A 22,844-nucleotide genomic window follows, 5' to 3' on the forward strand; every position below is an offset into this window, starting at 1 on the left:
GGCCGTGGCCCGGCCGCCGCGGGACGGACTGTGCTGGTACCTGCGCGCTTCATGTTGCTCCACTCGCCAACGGTAGGCCGCCAAGTGGGATTATTTGCTCGCAGGACACGCGGTTTGGGTGAGCTTGGCGCCCCATGGGGTAGCGGCCCGCGGCGCGTGCGCTCCCGGTGGCGGCCGCTCGGCGCCGCCCGCCCCGTAGACTGGTGGATCGGCCCTACCGGGACACGTTCCGGAGCGGTCGCCCACTCCACCACCTCCTCGCGTCGGAAGTCGAGTCGCCACCGTGTCGCTCACGATCGGAATCGTCGGTCTGCCGAATGTCGGCAAGTCGACCATGTTCAATGCCCTGACCAAGAACGACGTGCTGGCGGCCAACTACCCGTTCGCCACCATCGAGCCGAACGTCGGTGTCGTCGGGGTCCCCGACCCCCGCCTCGCCAAGCTCGCCGGGATCTTCTCCTCCCAGAAGGTCCTCCCGGCGACCGTCGACTTCGTCGACATCGCGGGCATCGTCCGCGGCGCCTCCGAGGGCGAGGGCCTGGGCAACAAGTTCCTCGCCAACATTCGCGAGTCCGACGCGATCTGCCAGGTCATCCGCGCCTTCAAGGACGAGAACGTCGTCCATGTCGACGGCAAGGTCTCACCCAAGGACGACATCGAGACCATCAACACCGAGCTGATCCTGGCCGACCTCCAGACCATCGAGAAGGTGCTGCCGCGCCTGGTCAAGGAGTCCCGGATCAAGAAGGACGTGGCGCCCAAGGTCAAGGCCGTCGAGGAGGCCAAGGACATCCTGGAGAAGGGCGACACCCTCTTCTCCGCCGGCATCGTCCAGGGGTCCGGCAGGGAGGAGCTCCTGCACGACCTGCACCTGCTGACGACGAAGCCCTTCCTCTACGTCTTCAACGTCGACGAGGACGAGCTGACCGACGAGGACTTCAAGGCCGAGCAGCGCGCCCTGGTCGCCCCCGCCGAGGCGATCTTCCTCAACGCCAAGCTGGAGGCCGACCTCGCCGAGCTGGACGAGGACGAGGCCCTCGAACTCCTCCAGTCCGTCGGCCAGGAGGAGCCCGGCCTCGCCACCCTCGCCCACGTCGGCTTCAACACCCTCGGCCTGCAGACCTACCTGACGGCCGGCCCCAAGGAAACCCGCGCCTGGACCATCAAGAAGGGCGCCACCGCCCCCGAGGCCGCCGGTGTCATCCACACCGACTTCCAGAAGGGCTTCATCAAGGCCGAGGTCATCTCCTTCGCCGACCTGGTCGAGACCGGCTCGGTCGCCGACGCCCGCGCGGCGGGCAAGGCCCGCATGGAGGGCAAGGAGTATGTGATGCAGGACGGGGACGTGGTGGAGTTCCGCTTCAACGTCTGACCGATGCGTCGCCGCCCCCCCATGCGGTAACTCAAGTGTGCTGGTCGAAAGGGGTCGGGCTCCGGTGAGCCCGACCCCTTCCGCGTTCCCGTGCCGACGTGGCGACGGCTTTCACGCCGGCACGGGAACGCGGAAGGGGTCGCCACGCCGGCACGGGAACGCCGCCGCCGCGGCCGCCCCTCCCGTCCGCTGACGGCCCAGGTCCGCCGCCCGTGCCGCGTCTCGTGCCCCGGGGCGGGAGCGGTCTCCGGGCGGGCGTCATCGGCTCCGTTCGCCCCGGGCGTACGCCCCGTTCCGCGCCGCCGCGCAGGCCGCCTCGGCGGCGCGCTGCGCGTCGGCCTCGTCCAGGGGCAGGCCCGTGGTGAGGAGTTGGTAGTAGAGCGGTGCGGAGACGGCCCGGATCACCGCGTGCGGGTCGGTGTCCTCGGGTACCTCGCCGCGTCCGGCGGCCTGCTGCACACAGGGCGCCCACTCGTCGACGCGGACCTCGTAGAAGCGGTGCAGGGCCTCGGCGGTCCTCGCGTCGCAGGTGGCCGCGGCGAGGACGGCCTTGAACAGTTCGCCCTGGCGCGGGTCGGCCAGGGTGCGGCGTACGAGATCGGCGTTGGCCCTGAGGTCCCCGAGCAGGGAGCCCGTCTCGGTGCGGGGCGCCGACTGCTCGGCCATGTCCGCCAGCAGGTCGGCCACCAGGCCGGTCACGGTGCCCCAGCGGCGGTAGACGGTCGTCTTGCCCACGTCCGCGCGGCGGGCGACGTCGGCGAGGTCGAGACGGGCGAAGCCCTGTTCGGCCAGTGCGTCACCGGCCGCCCGCAGTACCGCGGCCCGCACGCGTGCCGTCCGTCCCCCCGGGCGCACCGTCCCCGGTTCGGCACTCTCAGACTCCATAACGGGACTCCTGTTCCATTTGATGCTCGACTCTGTTACGGTCTACCCATCTTAACGGAACTCGTTACCCATTAGCTCTTCGGGGAAGGGATCAGTCATGGAGTACAGGCAGCTCGGTGCGTCCGGGCTCAAGGTGCCCGCTCTGAGCTTCGGCACGGGGACCTTCGGCGGCCAGGGACCGCTGTTCGGGGCCTGGGGCGACACGGACGCCCGTCAGGCACGCCGGCTCGTCGACATCGCGCTGGACGCCGGCATCACGATGTTCGACACCGCGGACGTGTACTCGGGCGGTGCCTCCGAGGAGGTGCTGGGGCAGGCGGTCAAGGGTCGCCGGGACGAGGTGATCCTCTCCACCAAGGCCGGGCTGCCGATGGGGGACGGCCCCGGCGACGCGGGCACCTCCCGTTCGCGGCTGATCAAAGCGACCGAGGACGCCCTGCGCCGCCTCGGTACCGACCACATCGACCTCTTCCAGCTCCACGCCTTCGACGCCGCCACCCCGGTCGAGGAGGTGCTCTCCACGCTCGACCAGCTCGTACGCGCAGGAAAGATCCGCTACGCCGGCGTCTCCAACTTCTCGGGCTGGCAGCTCATGAAGTCCCTGGCGGCGGCGGACGAACACGGCTATCCGCGCTATGTGGCCCACCAGGTCTACTACTCGCTCGTCGGCCGCGACTACGAGTGGGAGCTGCTGCCCCTCGGGCTCGACCAGGGCGTCGGGGCGGTCGTCTGGAGCCCGCTGGGCTGGGGCAGGCTCACCGGAAAGATCCGGCGCGGCCGTCCGCTGCCCGAGCGCAGCCGCCTGCACGAGACCGCCGACTACGGCCCGCCCGTGGAGGACGAGGCCCTCTTCCGGGTGGTCGACGTCCTCGCGGAGATCGCGGAGGAGACGGGCCGCACCATCCCGCAGATCGCCCTCAACTGGCTGTTGCGGCGTCCCACCGTCTCCTCCGTCATCATCGGCGCCCGCGACGAGACGCAGTTGCGCCAGAACATCGGCGCGGTCGGCTGGACGCTCACCGACGAACAGGCCGCGCGGCTCGACGCCGCGAGCGCCAAACCCGCGCCGTACCCGTACTTCCCGTACGAGCGCCAGGAGGGCTTCGCCCGCCTCAACCCCCGACCGGCCGGTATCGCGTAGCCGCGCTCGGACCCGTCGCGCGCACCGCACCACCGACGGAAGCGGCCGGAAGGAAGGGGAGAGTGCTCGACCACCAGGCGGCGTTGGCACGGGAGTCGGGGATCTCCCGCGACGTGCCGGCGGCCGGGAGTGTGCCGTCCCCGTCAGCGGGGGAACAGCTGGAAGAGCGTGGCCGGGCGGCCCCGATAGCGTTCGCCGCCGGTACGGACCGTCTGCTCGACGAAGGCGCGGGCGTAGTCGGCGGGGTCCTGGCCACTGCCGCCGAGCCCCGTGATGTACGCCCGGTGCGCGGCCAGCGAGGCGACCGCCCGGTCGATGCCGGGCCCGACCTCCGCGGCGTGTGTCGGGTACGGGGAGCCCGCCACGGCCACCCAGCGGACGCCGGTCCACGGGGCGAGCCCCCGGCCGTCCTTGAGCTCGGGGAAGATCCAGCGGTTGCCGGCGTCGTCCGCGGCGTCCAGGACGGCGCGCCCGACGGCCCGGTGGTCGGGGGAGTTCCACCGGACGCCGCCCCAGGTGTCGTGGTGGTTGAGGGTGATCAGCAGTTCCGGGCGGTACCGGCGGATGGCCGCGGACAGGTCGCGGCGCAGCTCCGGACCGGCCTCGATGACGCCGTCGCGGTGGTCGAGGAACTCGACGGTGCGGACGCCGACCTGTGCGGCCCCGGCCCGCTCCTCGGCCTCGCGGACCGCGGCGCACTCGGCCGGTGCGAGCCCGTCGATGCCGGCCTCGCCACGGGTGGCCAGCACATAGGTGATCTCGCGTCCGGCCGCGGTCCATTCGGCGACGGCGGCCGCGGCGCCGTACTCCAGGTCGTCCGGGTGGGCGGCGACGGCGAGCGCACGCTGCCAGGTGTCCGGCATGGGGGAGAGCCGGTGCTCGTCGCCCGCACGGGAGGGCGGCGACGGGGGTGAGGGGGATGAGCCGGGTTCGTCATGCATGGGCACGCACCCCTTTGCTCTCTGTACGCTTGCACCTCTTTGTGTCGCTCTGCGGCCTTTCGGTCGCCCTTTCGATCGTGTCACGGCCCGGAGCGACGCACCGGGTGGGAGGGGACCGCGGGGCCGGGGAGGGGGCGTACGGGGGCGTGTGCGAGGCGTACGGCGTCGGCGGAGCGCGGAAGGCGCGGCGTGGCGCCGCCCGGATTTCCGGCCGTGCCCCGCTGGGGACGCCGGTTGAACTGGACTTCCTCGCAACGAGTAAAGCTTTGGCTCAAGGTTGCGGGCATGAACGCGCGGTTGCCAGGCTGTTGCTGACTGTCAAGCTGTTGGGAGGGGCACGTGCCTTTCGGTGAGCAGCCCGCGTACCTCCGCGTCGCAGGCGACCTGCGCCAGAAGATCGTCGATGGATCGCTGCCGCCGCATACCCGCCTTCCCTCCCAGGCCCGGATCCGCGAGGAGTACGGCGTCTCGGACACCGTCGCCCTGGAGGCGCGCAAGGTCCTGATGGCCGAGGGACTGGTCGAGGGGCGTTCGGGGTCGGGCACCTATGTGCGGGAGCAGCCGGTGCCGCGCCGTATCGCCCGCGCCGGCTACCGGTCCGGCGTCTGTTCCACGCCGTTCCGGCAGGAGCAGACCGACGAGCGGGTGAAGGGGACCTGGGAGTCCAGCAGCCGCCAGGAGGGTGCCGGCGCGGTGGTCGCGGCCCGGCTGCGCATCCCGGTGGGTGCCAGGGTGATGCGCACCCGCTATCTCTTCCGGGCCGAGGGTGAGCCGTCGATGCTCTCCACGTCCTGGGAGCCCCTGGAGGTGACCGGGCGGACGCCGGTGATGCTGCCGGAGGAGGGGCCGCTGGCGGGGCGCGGGGTGGTCGAGCGGATGGCGGCCATCGACGTCGTGGTGGACAACGTCGTGGAGGAGATCGGGGCGCGGCCGGGGCTGGCGGAGGAGGCCATGGCGCTGGGCGGGGTGCCGGGGCACGCCGTGCTGGTCATTTCGCGTACCTACTTCGCGGGCGGCCGGCCGGTCGAGACGGCCGACGTCGTCACCCTCGCGGACCGCCATCGCGTCGCCTACCACCTGCCGGTCAAGTAGCGCCGGGCCTCGAGAGCGGTGCCCGGCCGGAGGCGATGCGCCGCCCGGCCGGAGGCGATCCGTCGCCCGACTGTCGCCGTCCGTGCACTCAACGGATCCAGTACGGTCCGCAATCCATGATCCCCGCGCCCGATTTGGTCGTTTTTGACGTCAAATCGGGTCCGGATATCGGTGTTGGAAACGTCACACCGCCTCAACTGGGCGGGTCTTTTTACGTTGTTCGGGAACCCGATCTTCGGATTCGCTCTTACGATGGCGAAGTTTGTGCACGGCACGGGGGAAGACCAGGAGACCAGCACGTGAGCACGACGAACACAGCGGGTGCGGAGCAGGGCTCGCACTCGAACTACCGGCGGTCCCTCGGGACCATCGCCCTGACCGCCACTGGTCTCGGGTCCATCATCGGTTCCGGCTGGCTCTTCGGGGCCGAGCGGGCGGCCGCCATCGCCGGTCCGGCCGCCATTCTGGCCTGGGTCATCGGGGCGCTCGTCGCCCTCACGATCGCGCTCACCTACAGCGAGCTCGGTGCGATGTTCCCGAAGGCCGGCGGCATGGTCCGCTACGGCCAGTACTCGCACGGCTCGCTCGCCGGCTACCTCGCGGCCTGGGCGAACTGGATCGCCATCGTCTCGGTCATCCCGGGTGAGGCCACCGCGTCCGTCCAGTACATGAGCTCCTGGGACTTCGGCTGGACGCACGCGCTCTACGACGGCAAGGAGCTGACCGGCACCGGCGTCGCGTTCGCCAGCGTCCTGCTGATCTTCTACTTCTTCCTCAACTGGTTCGCGATCTCGCTGTTCGCCAAGACCAACACCGCGATCACGGTCTTCAAGATCGTCGTGCCGGTGCTGACCGCGAGCGCGCTGATGTACGCGCACTTCGACACCAGCAACATCACCCAGCACGGCGGCTTCACCCCCAACGGCTGGAGCTCGGTCTTCACCGCCGTCGCGGTCTCCGGCATCGTCTGGGCCTACAACGGCTTCCAGTCCCCGCTGAACCTCGCCGGCGAGGCCCGCAACCCGGGCCGTTCGCTGCCCAAGGCCGTCATCTGGTCCATCGTGATCGCCCTGGTCATCTACGTCGCCCTCCAGGTGGCGTTCCTGATGGCGGTGCCCGGCGACAAGCTCGGCGGGCACGGCGGCGGCTGGGCCGGTCTCGGCTTCAACTCCCCGCTCGCCGACCTCGCCGTCACCTGGGGCCTGAACTGGCTGGCGCTGCTGCTGTACGCGGACGCCTTCGTCTCCCCGTCCGGCACGGGCATGATCTACGCGGCCACCACCTCGCGCATGATCCACGGTGTGCAGGAGAACGGCCACCTCCCCGGCGTCTTCGGCAAGGTCGACAAGAAGACCGGCGTGCCGCGTCCGGCGCTGCTGCTCAACCTCGGGATCGCGTTCCTCTTCCTCGCGGTCTTCCGCGGCTGGGGCTCCCTCGCCGAGATCGTCTCGGTCGCCACGGTCATCTCGTACATCACGGGCCCGGTCGCGGTGATGTCGCTGCGCCGAATCTCGCCGAATCTCAAGCGCCCGGTGCAGCTGCGCGCGATGCCCGTCATCGCCCCGGTCGCGATGGTCTTCGGCTCGCTGGTGCTGTACTGGGGCCGCTGGCCGCTCACCGGCAAGGTCATCCTGATCATGGCCGTCGGCCTGCCGGTCTGGGCCTGGTACGAGATCGGCAAGCCGCTCACCCAGGGCCGCAAGCCGTGGGCCGAGCTGCGCCCGCACCTCAAGGCCGGCGCCTGGATGGTGGCGTACCTGCTGGTGATGGCCGCCGTGTCGTACGCGGGCGGCAAGGACTTCGGCGGCAAGGGCTACCTGCCGGAGGGCTGGGACCTCGCCCTGGTCGCGGTGCTCGGCCTCGCCTTCTACTTCTGGGGCGTGCGCAGCTCCTGGCGCAACCCGTCGCTCGTCGCCGCGGAGGCGGAGCTTTCGGCGGCCGAGGCGGCCGAGGCGGCGGACCCGGCCACGGAGGCCGGCGACAAGGCCCAGGTGGGCGCCTGAGCGCCGTACCCCCACCGTTTCCCACCGGCCACTCGCGGGCCGCTCCCGGTATCCGGGGGCCCGCGGGTGGCCGGTTCGGTATCTCTTTGTGCAAATTCGTATGCGGTGCGTGAAGGTCGGGCGTACGCTCGGGCATATGCGGATTGCGATTTCGGCATCAGCACAGGAGGGGCGCATGGCGGCGCACGGCACGGCGGACGGAGGGGCGCGATGACCGACAGTGGGGCCGTGCTGCCCTGGCTCGTCATCCGCGAGGACGAAGGCGGTAGCCGCTATCGCGTCGGCCGTTATGCCACCCGCGCGGAGGCGGAGCGGGTGGCCGATCGGCTGGACACCCGGGGCCACCAGCAGCTTTACGTGGTGGAAAGGGTGGGCAGGGCGACAACCTGAGTGACGGCGGAGGGGAAGCGGGACGACGGCGGGGGACGTAGGCTGCGGCGCATGACGACCGTGCGCGTAGTGGTGGGTGCAGCGGTGTGTGACCGGGGTCGGCTGTTGGCCGCCCGGCGCAGTGCACCGCCCGCCCTGGCAGGCCGCTGGGAGCTGCCCGGCGGCAAGGTGGAGGACGGCGAGACGCCCGAGCAGGCCCTGGTGCGCGAGCTGCGCGAGGAGCTGGGTGTCGAGGCGGCCGCGGGAGAGCGGATCCCGGGGGAGTGGGTGCTGCGGCCCGGCTTCGTGCTCCGGGTGTGGACGGCCCGGCTGCTGTCCGGTGAGCCACGACCGCTCCAGGATCACGACGAGCTGCGCTGGCTGTGGCCGGCGGAGGAGCAGCACGTCGACTGGCTCGACCAGGACCGCCCGGCGGTCGCCGAGGCGATGCGACGGCTGTCTGCGGTGCCCGTGCGCCAGCGGAGCGCGCACCCGTAAACGGGGCCACGCCGGGTCGGCGTGCGCTGTCACCGGCACGGCGCACGACCCCGGCGGCGCGTGAACGGCGGGCGGAGCGCGCGGCCGTGCACACCCCGGCCGCCCGCCGCGCCACGGTGCGCTATTTGTGCCACAGTGCACGGTTGAAGGCGATACTTGGGCCCTGATACCGGGTATGTCGTGATTAACCCCGGCAGAGCAGGCACAGGGTGCAGGCGAATCGACGGGGACCCCATCGGCTGGGAAGTGATCGGCGTGAGCGACAGCGCAGCGGCAGGGGTCCCAGAGTCGGCCTCCTCGAATGTCCGCCGGCGCGGCGCGGTCTCCGGTTCACCGATCGCCGAATGGAGCTTCCCGGCCGATCCGGGAGCGGTGCGCACGGCCCGTTCCCGGGTCCGAGAGACGCTCACCGACTGGGGCCTGAACGGCACCGTCGACGTCGCCGTCCTACTGGTCAGCGAGCTCGTCACCAACTCCCTGCGGCATGCCACCGGTCCCATCGGGGTCCGGATGGTGCTGCTCGGCGGCACCGCGCTGCTCGTCGAGGTGTCCGACCCCCTGCCCGACCCCCCGCAGGAACGCACCGCCGCTCCCGACGACGAAGGCGGCCGTGGGCTGCAGTTGGTCGCCTGCAGTTCACGCCGCTGGGGCACCCGCCGTGGAAAGAGTGGCAAGACAGTGTGGTTCGAGCTGTCGGTGGCTGGTTAGGAGACAGGTGGGGTCCTGATCGTTGCCATTTCATCGACATTCTGTAGATGGGCTGCGATCGAGACTGTGCTGTGATCGTGAAGACCGTGTTCCGGATAGTCGAGGTGCTGGATACTCAGGCGGGTCCGGTCCGGGCACGATGAGCTGGAGGGGACGGGGCTCGTGAGCGAGATGTCAGGTAGCGGGGCGGTACCCGCGCAGGCCGAGGGCCAGGGCGGTGTGGAGGACCCGGGCGACCAGGGCGGACACCGGCCTGCGGACGGCCCGCACGGCCTGCCCGTCTGGCAGAGCAGCCAGCCCGGATCGATCTATGACTACATCCGTGTTGCCTCCTTCTCCCTGGGGCCCGACGGACGGATCGACCAGTGGAGCGAGCGGGCCGCCCAGATGCTCGGCATCCCGGCCCGTTACGCCGTGGGCAAGGACCCCGTGGACGCGTTCGTCCCGCCCGAGCTGCGGGAGACCGGCCGCCGCAAGGTGTCCGAGATCCTCGACGGCCGGGAGTGGACCGGCCTGGTGCCCTACCGCCGGGAGCCGGGCGACGACACCGGCGGGCTCGCCGAGATCTATCTGATGCCGTCCGAGACGGAGAGCGGCGAGCGTGCCGCGGTCTGTCTCGTCGTCGATGTCCGGGCGCTGCGCGGCATCGAGACCGACCTTGCCGCCTCCCAGGCCGTTTTCGGTCAATCTCCCATGGGCTTCACCCTGTTCGGCACGGACCTGAAGCTGCTGCGGGTCAACGAACGGTTCGCCACCGTCTTCGGCGGCCCGGCCGCCAAGTACCGCGGCGGCACCCCGCACGACTTCCTGCCGCGCCCCGAGGCCGAGCGGATGACCGCCGCCCTGCGCCGGGTCCTGGACACCGGCGAGCCGGTCACCGAGATGCAACTGGTCGGCGCGGTGCCGGGGGAGGAGGACCGCCGCCGCTGGTCGGTCTCGCTCTACCGGCTGCACGGCGCCAGCGGCCGCCCCATCGGCGTCGCCGCCCTCGCCGCCGACGTCACCGGCCGCCGCCGCGCCGAGCGGGAGGCGGCCAACGCCCGCCGCAACCTCGCCCTGCTCAACGAAGCGGGCGCCCGGATAGGCAACTCCCTCGACCTGGAGACCACGGCCCGCACCCTCCTGGACGTCGCCGTACCGCAGTTCTGCGACCTGGCGTCGGTGGACCTCTTCCAGGGCCTGCTCTCCGGTGACGAGGCCCCGTCCGGCATGAGCGACGGCAGCGCGGAGCTGCGCCGAGTCGCCTTCTCCAGCGCCGTCTCCGACGCCCCGCTGGCCACCTCCGCCGGCGGCGCCCCCGAGGGCGGGGGCGGACCGGTCGCCGTCGGCGCCGTCCACCGCTACCCCTTCAACTCGCCCGGTGCGGCCGCCCTGCGCACCGGCCAGGTGCAGATCATCCCGGGCCGGGAGAACGACGACCGCCAGGAGCTGGGCGCGGTGGTGCACTCCACCCTCGCCGTCCCGATGGTCGCCCGGGACACCGTCGTCGGGCTGGTGCAGTTCTCCCGCGCGAAGGGCAGCGAGCCGTTCGGGGAGCGCGACACCGCCCTGGCCGTGGAGTTGGCCGCGCGCGCCGCGGTCTGCATCGACAACGCCCGCCTCTACCGCCGCGAGCACGAACGTGCCCTGATCCTCCAGCGCAGCCTGCTGCCGCCGGGCGACCCGGAGGCCGCCGGCCTGGACATCGCCTGTCGCTATCTGCCCGGCACCACCGCCACCGAGGTCGGCGGCGACTGGTTCGACGTCATCGAACTCCCGGGCCACCGCACGGCGTTGGTCGTCGGTGACGTCATGGGCCGCGGGCTGCGCGCCGCCGTGGCGATGGGCGAACTGCGCACCGCCGTACGGACGCTGGCGCTGCTGGACCTGGAGCCGGCCGAGGTGCTCTCGGCACTGGACGAGATCGCCCGCGGGCTCGGCGGGGGCGGCGACGGCCGGACCCCCGTGCGCTCGCCGCGCGGCGGCCCGGGTGCGGCGGCCCCGGCGTCCGAGCGACGCGCCTCGGCGCGCACCGCCGACCTCTCCGAGGTCTACCTCGCCACCTGTGTCTATGCCGTCTACGACCCGGTCACCCGGCGCTGCACGTTCGCCAACGCCGGGCATCTGCCGCCGGTGCTGGTCGAGGAGGGCGAGGACGCGCTGCTGCTCGATGTGCCGCCGGGGATGCCGTTGGGCGTCGGCGGTGAGCCCTTCGAGGAGACCGAGGTCGATCTGCCGGACGGTTCGCTGCTGGCGCTCTACACCGACGGTCTGGTGGAGTCCCGCGACCATCCCCTGGAAGAGGGGCTGCGGGCCTTCCGTGAGGCGCTCTCGGGCGACGGCCGGCCGCTGGAGGACGCCTGCGACCACGTCCTGAGCGCCCTGGACACCTCGCACGGCGAGGACGACATCGCGCTGTTGATGGCCCGGGTGCACGGCCTGCCCAAGGAAGCGGTGGGCGACTGGAACCTCGCGCCGGAGGCCCGCTCGGTGGCCCGCGCCCGGGAGCTGGCCCGCGACCAGCTGACGGACTGGGGCCTGCAGGAGCTGGTCGACACGACGGAACTGCTGGTCAGTGAGCTGGTGACCAATGCGCTGCGGCACGGCCACGGCGAGATCCGGCTGCGGCTGCTGCTGGACCGCACCCTGGTGTGCGAGGTGTGGGACGCCGATCTCGCCCAGCCCCGCCGGCGCCGCGCCCGGGACACCGACGAGGGCGGCCGCGGCCTCCAGCTGGTCGGTCTGCTCAGCTCCGGGTGGGGCAGCCGCCGCACCCCGCGCGGCAAGACCGTCTGGTTCGAACTCGCCCTGCCCGACGGCGAGTCGGAGGCCGTCGACCCGACGGAGGCCCTGCTCAGCCTCTTCTGAGGCGCTGGGGCGCTGGGGTCCACGACCCTGCGGGGTGGCCCTCCGGGAGGGACGGACTCTCCGGAGGTACCGCCCGGCGGACCTGGTTCAGGCGCGCCGGATGTGGTCGGCGGCCAGTTCCGCCTCCCGGACGACCTTCTCGGTGTCCACCTGCACCAGCGCGCCGCGCGACTTGCGCAGGTGGCCGTCGACGAAGACCTCGCGCACGTTCGGCGGCTGGCCGTTGAGCACGATCTGGCTCGTCCAGTCGAAGCGCGGGGCGAAGTTGAGGGTGCCGGGGTCGAGGACCAGGACGTCGGCGCGCTTGCCCGGGGTCAGCGAGCCGATCCGGTCGGCCATCCCGATGCACTCCGCGCCGCCCAGCGTGGCCATCCGCAGCACGGCCGGGATCGTCGGGTGGATCTCGGCGTCCTCGTGCCGGGCCCGTTGGAGCCCGACGGCCGCCTTCATCACGTTGAACATGTCGGAGGTGTCGTTGGTGCCGCCGTCGTGCCCGAGCCCGGCCCGGACGCCGTGCCGGTGCAGCGCGGGCAGCGGGATGATGCCGGAGGCGAGCCGCATGTTGCTCAGCGGGCAGTGCGCGATCCGTACGTCCCGTTCGCCGGTGAGCGCGATCTCCTCGTCCGTGAGGTGGATCGCGTGGTTCATCAGCAGGTCCGGGCCGAAGGCGCCGCTCTCGCGCAGCGAGCGGATCGGGTCGTCCTTGCGGTCGTCGCGGTGTTCGAGGACATGGGAGTTGAGCATCACGCCGAGGTCCCGGGCGACCTCGTGGAACTGTCGCAGTTCCTTCAGGGCGGACATGCCCGCGTGTACCGAGACCTGTGCGGAGGCCAGCGGCAGCGGGTCGAGGAAGTCCTTCTTGATCTTGGGGATGAGGGAGATGTCGGCGGCGCCCTGCGTGGCGGCGTAGACGAAGCGCAGCCCCGAGTCGTCCAGCGCGCGGACGTAGCGCTCGCTGGTGTCGTACGGGATGGCGTGCACCCAGTCGACGACGGTGGTGACGCCCGCCTGGAGGGCGTCGAGGGCCGCCAGGTGCACGAAGCGGTACATGTCCCGGGCGTCGATCTTCGGCAGGGTGGCGCGGTTGCAGTCGGCCAGCCAGCCGTTGAGGTCCTGGGTGGAGCAGCCGCCGCGGATGCTGGACTGCCACAGGTGGTTGTGCAGATCGACGAAGCCGGGAAGGACGATCCGGCCGCTCGCGTCGACCACCCGGGCGCCGCGCGGCACGTCCAGTCCGCTGCCGACGGCGGCGATCCGGCCGTCCCGCAACAGGACGTCGCCGCCGCCCTCCAGTGTGCCCAGCGGGCCCTCGCCGATCTCGGGGTCCATGGTGAGCACCAGGTCCGCGCCGCGCAGCACGGTGGTGCGCGGCTCGTCCCGTATCGCCTCGGGTCTGCCGGTGCGCTCCGTGCCCGCGGCGGCGGACGAGCCCGCCGCCGCGGCCAGAGGGACGCTGCCGATACCCGCCAACACCCTGCGCCGGCTCATTTTCGGAAAGTTCATTCCGTTCTTATACCGCGGCGGCGCGCCGGCGCCGTGAGATCACTTCCAGCCAAGTGACGCAGCGTCAGAAACTCATGAGTAATGCCGACTCAGGGGTTTTCGCGAGCGCCGCGGTTCACTCTCCGCGGCGCCGGATCTTGTTCCCGAGCCACACCAGCGGGTCGTACTTGCGGTCCGCCGCGCGCTCCTTGAGCGGGATCAGCGCGTTGTCGGTGATCTTGATGTTCTCGGGGCAGACCTCCGTGCAGCACTTGGTGATGTTGCAGTAGCCCAGCCCGTGGTCGTCCTGTGCGGTGCGCTTGCGGTCCAGCCCGGACGCCGGGGCGGCGTCCAGCGGATGCATGTCCAGTTCGGCGATCCGCATCAGGAAACGAGGCCCGGCGAAAGCGGGCTTGTTCTCTTCGTGGTCGCGCACCACATGGCAGGTGTCCTGGCACAGGAAGCACTCGATGCACTTGCGGAACTCCTGCGAGCGGTTCACGTCCTCCTGCTGCATGCGGTACTCGCCGGGCGCCAGCTCCGCGGGCGGCACGAACGCCGGAATCTCCCGCGCCTTGGCGTAGTTGAAGGACACGTCCGTGACCAGGTCCCGGATCACGGGGAAGGCCCGCAACGGCGTCACGGTGATCGTCTCGCTGCGGTCGAAGACCGACATCCGCGTCATGCACAGCAGCCGCGGCCGCCCGTTGATCTCCGCGCTGCACGAACCGCACTTGCCCGCCTTGCAGTTCCAGCGCACCGCGAGATCGGACGCCTGCGTCGCCTGCAACCGGTGGATGATGTCCAGCACCACCTCGCCGTCGTGCACCTCGACCCGGAAGTCCTCCAGGCCGCCGCCGTCCGCGTCGCCCCGCCACACCCGGAAGTGCGCCTGGTACGTGCCGGACTGCCCGCCCGTCGCCCGACCGGCCTCCGCCCGCCCGTTCGGCGTCTGCCCGCTCACCGGCTCAGCTCCTCGTCCGTCAGGTACTTCACCAGCTCCTCCTTCTCGAAGAGTGCGAGGAGGTCGGGGCGGATCGGCGGGGTCTCGCGGCGGGTCAGCCGGATCTGGCCCAGCGCCGGATCCGGCTCCGTCCCCTCAGCTCCCCGGTCGGCCAGCTCGCAGACCAGATTGACGTTGCGCCAGCGCCGGTCCATCGCCGGATGGTCGTCGCGGGTGTGCCCGCCCCGGCTCTCCTCGCGCTCCAGCGCCGACCGGGCCACACACTCGCTGACCAGCAGCATGTTCCGCAGATCGATCGCGAGGTGCCAGCCGGGGTTGTACTGCCGGTGCCCCTCGACACCGGCCCGCCGGGCCCGCGCCCGCAGCCCGGCCAGCCGGTCGAGCGCCTCGGCCATCTCGTCCTCCCGGCGGATGATGCCCACCAGGGCGTTCATCGACTGCTGGAGTTCCTGATGGAGGGTGTACGGATTCTCGGCGGGACCCGAGGCGCCGGCGTCCTGCCGTTCGTCCTCGGCGCTGAACGGACGCAGCGCCTCCGCCTCCGCCGCGTCGACCCGGCGCTGGTCGGGCACGGGCCGCTCGGCCACCGACGCGGCGTACTGCGCGGCGTACAGCCCGGCCCGGCGCCCGAAGACCAGCAGATCGGAGAGGGAATTGCCGCCCAGCCGGTTGGAGCCGTGCATCCCGCCGGCGACCTCGCCCGCCGCGAACAGGCCGGGCACCCCGGCCGCCGCCGCGGTGTCCGGGTCGACGTCGACCCCGCCCATCACGTAGTGGCAGGTCGGGCCGACCTCCATCGGCTCGGCGGTGATGTCCACGTCCGCCAGCTCCATGAACTGGTGGTGCATGGAGGGCAGCCGCCGCTTGATCACCTCGGCCGGCATCCGGGTCGAGACATCGAGGAACACCCCGCCGTGCGGGGAGCCGCGGCCCGCTTTGATCTCGGCGTTGATGGCGCGGGCCACCTCGTCGCGGGGCAGCAGTTCGGGCGGTCGGCGGTTGTTGTCGGGGTCGTCGTACCAGCGGTCGCCCTCGTCCTCGGTCTGCGCGTACTTCTCCTTGAAGACGTCCGGGATGTAGTCGAACATGAAGCGCTTGTCCTCGCTGTTGCGCAGGACCCCACCGTCGCCGCGCACCGACTCGGTGACCAGGATCCCCTTCACCGACGGCGGCCAGACCATCCCCGTCGGATGGAACTGCACGAACTCCATGTTGATCAGCGGCGCCCCGGCCAGCAGCGCCAGCGCGTGTCCGTCGCCGGTGTACTCCCAGGAGTTCGACGTCACCTTGAAGGACTTGCCGATCCCGCCGGTGGCCAGCACCACGGCCGGGGCCTCCAGCACGAAGAAGCGGCCGGACTCCCGGTCGTAGCAGAACGCGCCCGCTACCCGGCCGCCCGCGGCGGGGCCGTCATCGGGCTGCTCCTTGAGCACCCGGGTGACGGTGCACTCCTGGAACACCTTCAACCGGGCGTCGTAGGAGCCGAACTCCCGCTCGTCCTCCTGCTGCAGCGAGACGATCTTCTGCTGGAGGGTGCGGATCAGCTCCAGACCCGTACGGTCCCCGACGTGCGCGAGGCGCGGGTACTCGTGGCCGCCGAAGTTGCGCTGCGAGATGCGGCCGTCCGCGGTGCGGTCGAAGAGCGCGCCCCAGGTCTCCAGCTCCCAGACCCGGTCGGGGGCCTCGCGGGCGTGCAGCTCGGCCATCCGCCAGTGGTTCAGGAACTTCCCGCCGCGCATCGTGTCGCGGAAGTGCACCTGCCAGCTGTCGCGCTCGTTGGCGTTGCCCATGCTGGCGGCGATCCCGCCCTCGGCCATCACCGTATGGGCCTTGCCGAACAGGGACTTGCAGATCACGGCCGTCCGCATGCCCGCCTCGCGGGCCTCGATCGCGGCGCGCAGCCCGGCCCCGCCGGCGCCCACCACGACCACGTCCCATGCCTGCCGGTCCACATGCGCCATCGGGGGACACACCTTTCCGTTGCCGAGGAGGAGGAAGCCGTCTCTAGAAGAAGCGCGGATCGGCGAAGGCGCCGGTGGCCAGCAGATACACATACAGATCCGCGACCGCCACGCTGATCAGCGACGACCAGGCGAGCAGCATGTGCCGCTCGTTGAGTTTGCCGACCCAGCCCCACAGCCGGTAGCGCACCGGATGCCGGGAGAAGTGCCGCAGCCGCCCGCCGACGATGTGCCGGCAGGAGTGGCACGAGAGGGTGTACGCCCAGATCAGCGCGATGTTGGCGAGGAAGACCAGGGTTCCCAGCCCCATGTGTCCCCAGGCGTAGTGCTCGTCGCGGAAGGTCAGCGCGGTGTCGTACGTCAGGACCAGGGCCACCAGCACCGCGAAGTAGAAGAAGTAGCGGTGGACGTTCTGCAGGATCAGCGGGAAGCGGGTCTCGCCGGTGTACTTCTTGTGCGGCTCGGCGACCGCGCAGGCCGGCGGCGAGGCCCAGAAGCCGCGGTAGTAGGCCTTGCGGTAGTAGTAGCAGGTCAGCCGGAAGCCCAGTGGGAAGATCAGGATCAGCAGTGCGGGGGACAGGCCCCACCACGGTCCGAACAGCTCCCAGTTGGGGCCGCCGCGCATGGTGTGGCAGTTCTGCGCCAGGCACGGTGAGTAGAACGGCGAGACATAGGGCGCGTGATAGTAGTCCGCGTTCGCGAACGCCCGCCAGGTCGAGTACACGACGAAGGCGAGCAGCCCGGCTGCGGTGACGGCCGGAGCCAGCCACCAGCGGTCGGTCCTCAGGTGGCGGGCGGGGATGGCGGCACGCGAGCCGGCATGCACGCCGTTCGCGCCCGCTTGCGGTGAGGGTTCGATGCCAGTGGCCAACGTCGTCTCCGTGAAGGGCGCTCCGTCGGGGCGGGGCTGGGCGGGTAGGGGTGAGGGCGGCTCCTACGGAGCGTGCCGGTCCTTGGCGCCGAGGCCCTCGTCCTCGGCGTCCGTCCACAGCGCGGAGTCGTAGGGAGCGTCGGAGACCTGCACCATTTCGTCAGCGGTGGCGCCGGTCCGACCCGGCTTCGCGTCCGAGGCGCTCTCCTTCAACAGACCGAGGCTCTCGCGCAGATGGTTCACATCGGTGCGCACGCGCCGCATGTCCAGCCCGGCCCCGACGTGCTCCTCCAGCCGTGCCACGGACCGCAGCAGCTCGGTCAGATTGCCTTCAGCCACCGTCAATTCGCTCTGAAGGGACATAACGTGCCCTCACCTCCGAAGGGTGTGGTGGGCGATCCGATGCGCCCGCGAGTGTCGCGCGTCACAGTAGGCGTTGGGAAGGGGGCCGGCGCGATTACGACCCGAACCGGTGCGTTTCGGCGAACCTGCGCCCCCCCCGTTGCCGAACACGAGTACGGGTCCGCCGGGAGTGAGCCGCTGCGCACCGCCGTCCGCGCACCGCCGTCCGGGGGCCGGTGCCCGCGCCGGGAGAGCCGCTGTTGGGCCGGGCGGGTGGCCTTGGTGCGGCAGACGACGTGTCGTGCGGCGGCTCCGGCACCGGTCGCCTTCAGTGGGGGAGCCATAGATGTGATGAGCCGCAAAGTCGGCCGAACGTGTTGGCGCGGCGCGGGCGAGCCTCGGAGGTAACTGCCATGACCGACCAAGTCAGCTCAGCGTGCCGGCGGCGCCGCTGTGCCGCGCTGATCGCGGCGGGGGTGCTGCTTCCGCTGCCTGTCCTGGCCGGATGCAGCGGCGACGGCTCGGACGCGGCCGCCGCGTCGCAGGACATCGCCCCCGCGGCGCGAGAAGGGCTGAAGGACGGCGGCACGGTCCGCTGGGCCGTTGACACCATGCCCGGCACCCTCAACGCCTTCCAGGCCGACGCCGACACGACCACCACCCGGATCACCTCGGCGGTGCTGCCCACCCTGTTCACCCTCGACGACCGTGGCAGACCGCAGCGCAACGCCGACTACCTGGAAGCCGCCGACATCAGCGCACGTGACCCCAAGCAGGTCGTCACGTACAAGATCAATCCCAAGGCGCGGTGGAGCGACGGGAGGAGGATCGGCGCCGCGGACTTCATCGCCCAGTGGAAGGCGCTGCGCGGCAAGGACAACGCGTTCTGGACCGCCCGCAACGCCGGGTACGACCGGATCAGCAAGGTCACCCGGGGCGCCGGCAAGCACGAGGTCAAGGTCACCTTCGGCAAGCCGTACGCGGACTGGCGGTCGCTGTTCACGCCGCTGTACCCGCAGAGCGTGATGGGCGACGCCGATGCCTTCAACGACGGGAGTCGTGAGCGGCTGAAGACCGCCGCCGGGCCGTTCATGATGGGTGAGCGGGAGAAGGACAGCGACCGCGTCACCCTCGTCCGCAACCCGAAGTGGTGGGGCGCGCGCGCCAAGCTCGACCGGATCGTCTTCACCGAGCTGCCGCGGGACAAGCGGGCCGCGGCCCTGGCCGCCGGGGCCGTCGATGTCGCCGAGGTCGACCAGGCGGCGGCCCGGAGGGTCGCCACGGCCGGCCACCCGGCCGGACGCCGGAGCACGACCGGTACGGACGCCAAGCCGGCCGCGCCCGCGAAGCTGCGCCGCTACACCGTCCGCAAGGCCCTGGAACCCGCCTACACCCAGCTCGCCCTCAACGGCAGCACCGGCCCGCTCACCGACGAGCGGGTCCGCCGTGCGGTGGTCCGCGCCATCGACCGGCAGGCGCTCGCCGACACCGTTCTCAAGCCGCTCAGCCTGCCCGCGAAGCCGCTCGGCAGCCATCTGCTGATGGCCGGGCAGGAGGGCTACGAGGACCACAGCGACGCGATCGGCGGGCAGGACGCCGGCGCGGCCAAGGCACTGCTCGCGGACGCGGGCTGGAAGCCGGGCTCGGCCACCGAGCAGGCCGGGCGGCGGCCGGACGCGCCCGCGCCCAGTGCCTCGGGCGCCGCCGCCGAGTCGTCCGCCTCGCCGCGGACCGGCACCGCCGACGACCGCAACGCCGACGACCGGCCCGGCCGCGCCGACCGCGCCAACTCCCAGGCCCACGAGGCCGACGCCCGGCCCGCGGCCGCCGAGGCCCCGCTGTCCGCCGCGGGCGCGGTGGGCTCGGAGGTCCAGCAGTCCGCGCTGCTGCGGCAGAGCGCCGCCCTCTACAAGGCGCAGGCCGCGGCCCAGGAAGCCGCGGACGGCGGCGCCTCCCAGTCCTCCCGCGCCTACCAGCGGCGGGCGGCGCGCGCGATGGGTGCGGCCGAGCGGGTCGAGACCGGGCAGGACGCCGGGCCGGCCGAGGCCCGTCCGATGAGCGCCGAGCAGGCCCGGGAGGCGCGGGCCGAGGCCCGCCGGGCGGCGTCCCCGGTGGCTGCCGCGCAGGTCGGCGCCGACAGCGACCCGCAGGCCAAGGGCGCGCCCGGGAAGAAGGCCGGGCCGCTGCACGCTGCCACCATGCGCAAGGACGGCAGGCCGCTGACCCTGCGCTTCGTCCTCCCCGACGGCGCCGGCTCCGAGCAGCTGCGCACCGTCGGCGAGCGGATCTCCGCCATGCTCGGCAGGGTCGGCATCCAGACCTCGGTCCAGCGGGTGGCCGACGCCAGCTACTTCCAGGACCACATCGCCGCCGGCGACTACGACCTGGCGCTGTACTCCTGGCCGGGCACCGCCTACCCCGCGACCGACGCCCGCCCGATCTACGCCAAGCCGGAGCCCGCGGCCGACGGTTCCCTCACCGTCGAGCAGAACTACACCCGGGTCGGCACCGACCACATCGACCAGCTCTTCGACCAGGCGGCCGGGGAACTGGACGCGGACGAGGCCGCCGGCCTGGTGTCCCAGGCCGACGCCCGCATCTGGGCCGCCGCCGGGTCCATTCCCCTCTACCAGCGCCCCGAACTGGTGGCCACCAGGAAATCCCTCGCCAACATCGGAGCGTTCGGCTTCGCCTCGCCCCGCTTCCAGGACATCGGCTACACGAAGTAAAGGTGCAGCCAAAGCCAATAATCGGTAAGAAGCCGCAGGTCAGAGGCGGTGGGTACGGCCTGTGGCGGCCGATGTCGCCGCAGGCCCGTACGATGGGGTGAGGCCGTGGCGTACGCATGCCCGGCCGAGAGGCTCACGTGCCGGACCGTACGTGCGGCCATCCACGATCCGGGAGAAGCGCCGCCAGTATGCCCACGCGCCACGACATTCGTAACGTAGCCATCGTCGCCCACGTCGACCACGGCAAGACGACCCTCGTCGATGCCATGCTCAAGCAGGCCGGTTCCTTCGCCGAGCACGCCGCTGAGAAGCTCGACGACCGGATGATGGACTCCAACGACCTGGAGCGTGAAAAGGGCATCACGATCCTGGCGAAGAACACTGCCGTCAAGTACCACCCCAAGGACGGCGGGGATCCGATCACGATCAACATCATCGACACCCCCGGCCACGCCGACTTCGGTGGCGAGGTCGAGCGCGGACTGTCGATGGTCGACGCGGTCGTCCTGCTCGTCGACGCGTCCGAGGGCCCGCTCCCGCAGACCCGCTTCGTGCTGCGCAAGGCCCTCGCGGCCCGGATGCCGGTCATCCTGTGCATCAACAAGACCGACCGCCCCGACTCCCGGATCGACGAGGTCGTCAACGAGACGTACGACCTGTTCCTGGACCTGGACGCGGACGAGGAGCAGATCGAGTTCCCGATCGTCTACGCCTGCGCGCGTGACGGCATCGCCTCGCTGACCAAGCCGGAGAACGGCACCGTCCCGGCCGACAGCACCAACCTCGAGCCGTTCTTCAGCACCGTGCTGCAGAGCGTCCCGGCCCCCGAGTACGACGCCGAGGCGCCCCTCCAGGCGCACGTCACCAACCTCGACGCGGACAACTTCCTCGGCCGTATCGCGCTGCTCCGGGTCGAGCAGGGCGAGCTGAAGAAGGGCCAGACCGTCGCCTGGATCAAGCGTGACGGCACGGTCGCGAACGTCCGCATCAGCGAGCTGATGATGACCGAGGCGCTCACCCGCAAGCCGGCCGAGAAGGCGGGCCCCGGTGACATCTGCGCGGTCGCGGGTATCCCCGACATCATGATCGGCGAGACCCTGGCCGACCCGGAGAACCCCATCGCGCTGCCGCTGATCACGGTCGACGAGCCCGCGATCTCCATGACCATCGGCACCAACACCTCGCCGCTGGTCGGCCGTGGCGGCACCGGCAAGGGCGCGGACGCCAAGGCCGCGATCAAGGACCGCAAGGTCACCGCCCGCCAGGTCAAGGACCGCCTGGACCGCGAGCTGATCGGTAACGTCTCGCTCCGCGTCCTGGACACCGAGCGCCCCGACGCCTGGGAGGTGCAGGGCCGCGGTGAGCTGGCACTGGCCATCCTGGTCGAGCAGATGCGCCGCGAGGGCTTCGAGATGACCATCGGCAAGCCGCAGGTCGTCACCAAGCAGGTCGACGGCAAGACCCACGAGCCCGTCGAGCGCATGACCATCGACGTGCCCGAGGAGCACATGGGCGCGGTCACCCAGCTCATGGGCACCCGCAAGGGCCGGATGGACAACATGTCCAACCACGGCTCCGGCTGGGTCCGCCTGGAGTTCGTCGTCCCGTCCCGCGGCCTCATCGGCTTCCGTACGGAGTTCCTGACGAACACCCGCGGCACGGGCATCGCCCACTCCATCCACGAGGGCCACGAGCCGTGGTTCGGCGAGCTCAAGACCCGCAACAACGGCTCCCTGGTCGCCGACCGCACCGGCGCCGTCACCGCCTTCGCGATGACGAACCTCCAGGAGCGCGGCGTGCTGTTCACCGAGCCCGGCACCGAGGTGTACGAGGGCATGATCGTCGGCGAGAACTCGCGCGCCGACGACATGGACGTGAACATCACCAAGGAGAAGAAGCTCACCAACATGCGCTCCTCCTCCGCCGACTCCTTCGAGGCGATCGTCCCGCCGCGCAAGCTCTCCCTGGAGCAGTCCCTGGAGTTCTGCCGCGACGACGAGTGCGTCGAGGTGACCCCGGAGGCCGTCCGCATCCGCAAGGTCGTCCTGGACCACAAGGAGCGCGGCCGCAGCGCCTCGCGCGCCAAGCACGGCTGAACCCTTCCGCCCGTGTGACGGGGCGCTCCTCCTCCGGGAGGGGCGCCCCGTCGGCTTTGTGCGGCACCGGTGCGCGCCGCGCGCCGCCGCACGCCGCCGTGCCGCCGCTACGCCGCAGGGAACAGCCAGCGGATGACGGAGCCCAGCAGCAGGCACCCCGGCACCGCGAGCCACCAGCGGCTGCGCAGCCACTGGGTCGCCACGACGGACAGCGTCAGCAGGGTGACCGCGAGGGCCAGAGCGCCGGACAGCAGGGACACCACCTGGACGGTCTCCGCCGACTCGACCTCGCCCCACGGGCCCCACGGCGCGGCGACGACGGCGGCGAAGAGGACGCAGAGGGTCACCAGGTTCGCGGCGAGCAGTATCGCGGCGCTGGTGAGCGCTCCGGCGAGGTCTCCGCGGCCACGGCGGATCTTCTCCTCCGGATGGGTCATCGCTGAGCGTGCCTCGAGTCGTCGGGTCTCGTCATGACGGGCGGCCGGCGCCTGCGGTCCGGCGCGGGACGTCCGCGAGGCGCACCGCCGCCGGTGGACGCGGAAT

Annotated in this window: 18 protein-coding genes; 10 read left to right on the forward strand and 8 right to left on the reverse strand. The window is 71.5% G+C overall.

Features of this window, described 5'->3' with window-relative positions; translation table 11 throughout:
• Nucleotides 1-283 precede the first annotated feature (283 nt).
• On the forward strand, nucleotides 284-1,372 hold the full coding sequence (gene ychF / locus ACGFML_RS02855; RefSeq protein WP_393539254.1) for a redox-regulated ATPase YchF: 1,089 nt from the start codon (nucleotides 284-286) through the stop codon (nucleotides 1,370-1,372).
• A gap of 258 nt (nucleotides 1,373-1,630) precedes the next feature.
• On the opposite strand, the gene ACGFML_RS02860 is transcribed toward ychF, so the two are convergent.
• Nucleotides 1,631-2,257 carry a TetR/AcrR family transcriptional regulator gene (locus tag ACGFML_RS02860; protein WP_393539256.1) on the reverse strand — a complete coding sequence of 209 codons (627 nt, stop codon included), beginning with the start codon at nucleotides 2,255-2,257 and terminating at the stop codon, nucleotides 1,631-1,633.
• Nucleotides 2,258-2,354: 97 nt separating this feature from the next.
• Here ACGFML_RS02860 and ACGFML_RS02865 point away from each other — a divergent pair, with 97 nt between their 5' ends.
• Nucleotides 2,355-3,398 (forward strand): aldo/keto reductase, encoded by a 1,044-nt coding sequence (locus ACGFML_RS02865; protein WP_393539258.1) that lies wholly within the window; start codon nucleotides 2,355-2,357, stop codon nucleotides 3,396-3,398.
• A 143-nt stretch (nucleotides 3,399-3,541) separates the two neighbouring features.
• On the opposite strand, the gene ACGFML_RS02870 is transcribed toward ACGFML_RS02865, so the two are convergent.
• A complete protein-coding gene (locus ACGFML_RS02870; RefSeq protein ID WP_393540379.1) occupies nucleotides 3,542-4,261 on the reverse strand; it encodes a PIG-L deacetylase family protein in 720 nt (239 codons plus the stop codon).
• A 417-nt stretch (nucleotides 4,262-4,678) separates the two neighbouring features.
• Here ACGFML_RS02870 and ACGFML_RS02875 point away from each other — a divergent pair, with 417 nt between their 5' ends.
• From ACGFML_RS02875 to ACGFML_RS02900, 6 genes are all read left to right on the forward strand, one after another.
• Nucleotides 4,679-5,431 carry a GntR family transcriptional regulator gene (locus ACGFML_RS02875; RefSeq protein ID WP_393539260.1) on the forward strand — a complete coding sequence of 251 codons (753 nt, stop codon included), beginning with the start codon at nucleotides 4,679-4,681 and terminating at the stop codon, nucleotides 5,429-5,431.
• A gap of 299 nt (nucleotides 5,432-5,730) precedes the next feature.
• Entirely contained in the window at nucleotides 5,731-7,434 is a 1,704-nt protein-coding gene (locus ACGFML_RS02880; protein ID WP_393539262.1) for an APC family permease, read from the forward strand.
• 210 nt (nucleotides 7,435-7,644) lie between these two features.
• Nucleotides 7,645-7,824 (forward strand): SPOR domain-containing protein, encoded by a 180-nt coding sequence (locus ACGFML_RS02885; RefSeq protein ID WP_393539264.1) that lies wholly within the window; start codon nucleotides 7,645-7,647, stop codon nucleotides 7,822-7,824.
• A 51-nt stretch (nucleotides 7,825-7,875) separates the two neighbouring features.
• Nucleotides 7,876-8,301, forward strand: a complete 426-nt coding sequence (locus tag ACGFML_RS02890) for a (deoxy)nucleoside triphosphate pyrophosphohydrolase (RefSeq protein ID WP_393539266.1) — start codon at nucleotides 7,876-7,878, stop codon at nucleotides 8,299-8,301.
• A 246-nt stretch (nucleotides 8,302-8,547) separates the two neighbouring features.
• The gene (locus ACGFML_RS02895; protein ID WP_393539268.1) at nucleotides 8,548-9,009 is read left to right on the forward strand and encodes an ATP-binding protein; all 462 of its coding nucleotides are present in this window, start codon (nucleotides 8,548-8,550) and stop codon (nucleotides 9,007-9,009) included.
• 171 nt (nucleotides 9,010-9,180) lie between these two features.
• The gene (locus ACGFML_RS02900; RefSeq protein WP_393540381.1) at nucleotides 9,181-11,856 is read left to right on the forward strand and encodes a SpoIIE family protein phosphatase; all 2,676 of its coding nucleotides are present in this window, start codon (nucleotides 9,181-9,183) and stop codon (nucleotides 11,854-11,856) included.
• An 87-nt stretch (nucleotides 11,857-11,943) separates the two neighbouring features.
• Here ACGFML_RS02900 and ACGFML_RS02905 read toward each other — a convergent pair whose 3' ends face one another.
• From ACGFML_RS02905 to ACGFML_RS02925, 5 genes are all read right to left on the reverse strand, one after another.
• Nucleotides 11,944-13,359 carry an amidohydrolase family protein gene (locus ACGFML_RS02905; protein ID WP_393539270.1) on the reverse strand — a complete coding sequence of 472 codons (1,416 nt, stop codon included), beginning with the start codon at nucleotides 13,357-13,359 and terminating at the stop codon, nucleotides 11,944-11,946.
• A 115-nt stretch (nucleotides 13,360-13,474) separates the two neighbouring features.
• Nucleotides 13,475-14,302, reverse strand: a complete 828-nt coding sequence (locus ACGFML_RS02910; protein ID WP_393539272.1) for a succinate dehydrogenase/fumarate reductase iron-sulfur subunit — start codon at nucleotides 14,300-14,302, stop codon at nucleotides 13,475-13,477.
• On the reverse strand, nucleotides 14,299-16,263 hold the full coding sequence (locus ACGFML_RS02915) for a fumarate reductase/succinate dehydrogenase flavoprotein subunit (RefSeq protein ID WP_393539274.1): 1,965 nt from the start codon (nucleotides 16,261-16,263) through the stop codon (nucleotides 14,299-14,301). Before ACGFML_RS02915 ends, ACGFML_RS02910 begins: the two co-directional genes overlap by 4 nt.
• Nucleotides 16,264-16,306: 43 nt before the next feature.
• A complete protein-coding gene (locus tag ACGFML_RS02920; protein ID WP_393539277.1) occupies nucleotides 16,307-17,134 on the reverse strand; it encodes a hypothetical protein in 828 nt (275 codons plus the stop codon).
• A gap of 63 nt (nucleotides 17,135-17,197) precedes the next feature.
• On the reverse strand, nucleotides 17,198-17,497 hold the full coding sequence (locus ACGFML_RS02925) for a hypothetical protein (protein ID WP_393539279.1): 300 nt from the start codon (nucleotides 17,495-17,497) through the stop codon (nucleotides 17,198-17,200).
• Between the two features lie 392 nt (nucleotides 17,498-17,889).
• On the opposite strand from ACGFML_RS02925, the gene ACGFML_RS02930 reads away from it, so the two are divergent.
• Nucleotides 17,890-20,205: an ABC transporter family substrate-binding protein gene (locus ACGFML_RS02930; protein ID WP_393539280.1), complete on the forward strand. Its 2,316-nt coding sequence runs from the start codon at nucleotides 17,890-17,892 to the stop codon at nucleotides 20,203-20,205.
• 188 nt (nucleotides 20,206-20,393) lie between these two features.
• Nucleotides 20,394-22,301, forward strand: coding sequence for a translational GTPase TypA (gene typA, locus ACGFML_RS02935; protein WP_393539283.1), 1,908 nt, complete (start codon nucleotides 20,394-20,396; stop codon nucleotides 22,299-22,301).
• A 107-nt stretch (nucleotides 22,302-22,408) separates the two neighbouring features.
• On the opposite strand, the gene ACGFML_RS02940 is transcribed toward typA, so the two are convergent.
• A complete protein-coding gene (locus tag ACGFML_RS02940) occupies nucleotides 22,409-22,738 on the reverse strand; it encodes a hypothetical protein (RefSeq protein ID WP_393539285.1) in 330 nt (109 codons plus the stop codon).
• Nucleotides 22,739-22,844 lie beyond the last annotated feature (106 nt).

Source organism: Streptomyces sp. NPDC048650 (genome assembly GCF_043199095.1).
Lineage (GTDB): Bacteria > Actinomycetota > Actinomycetes > Streptomycetales > Streptomycetaceae > Streptomyces.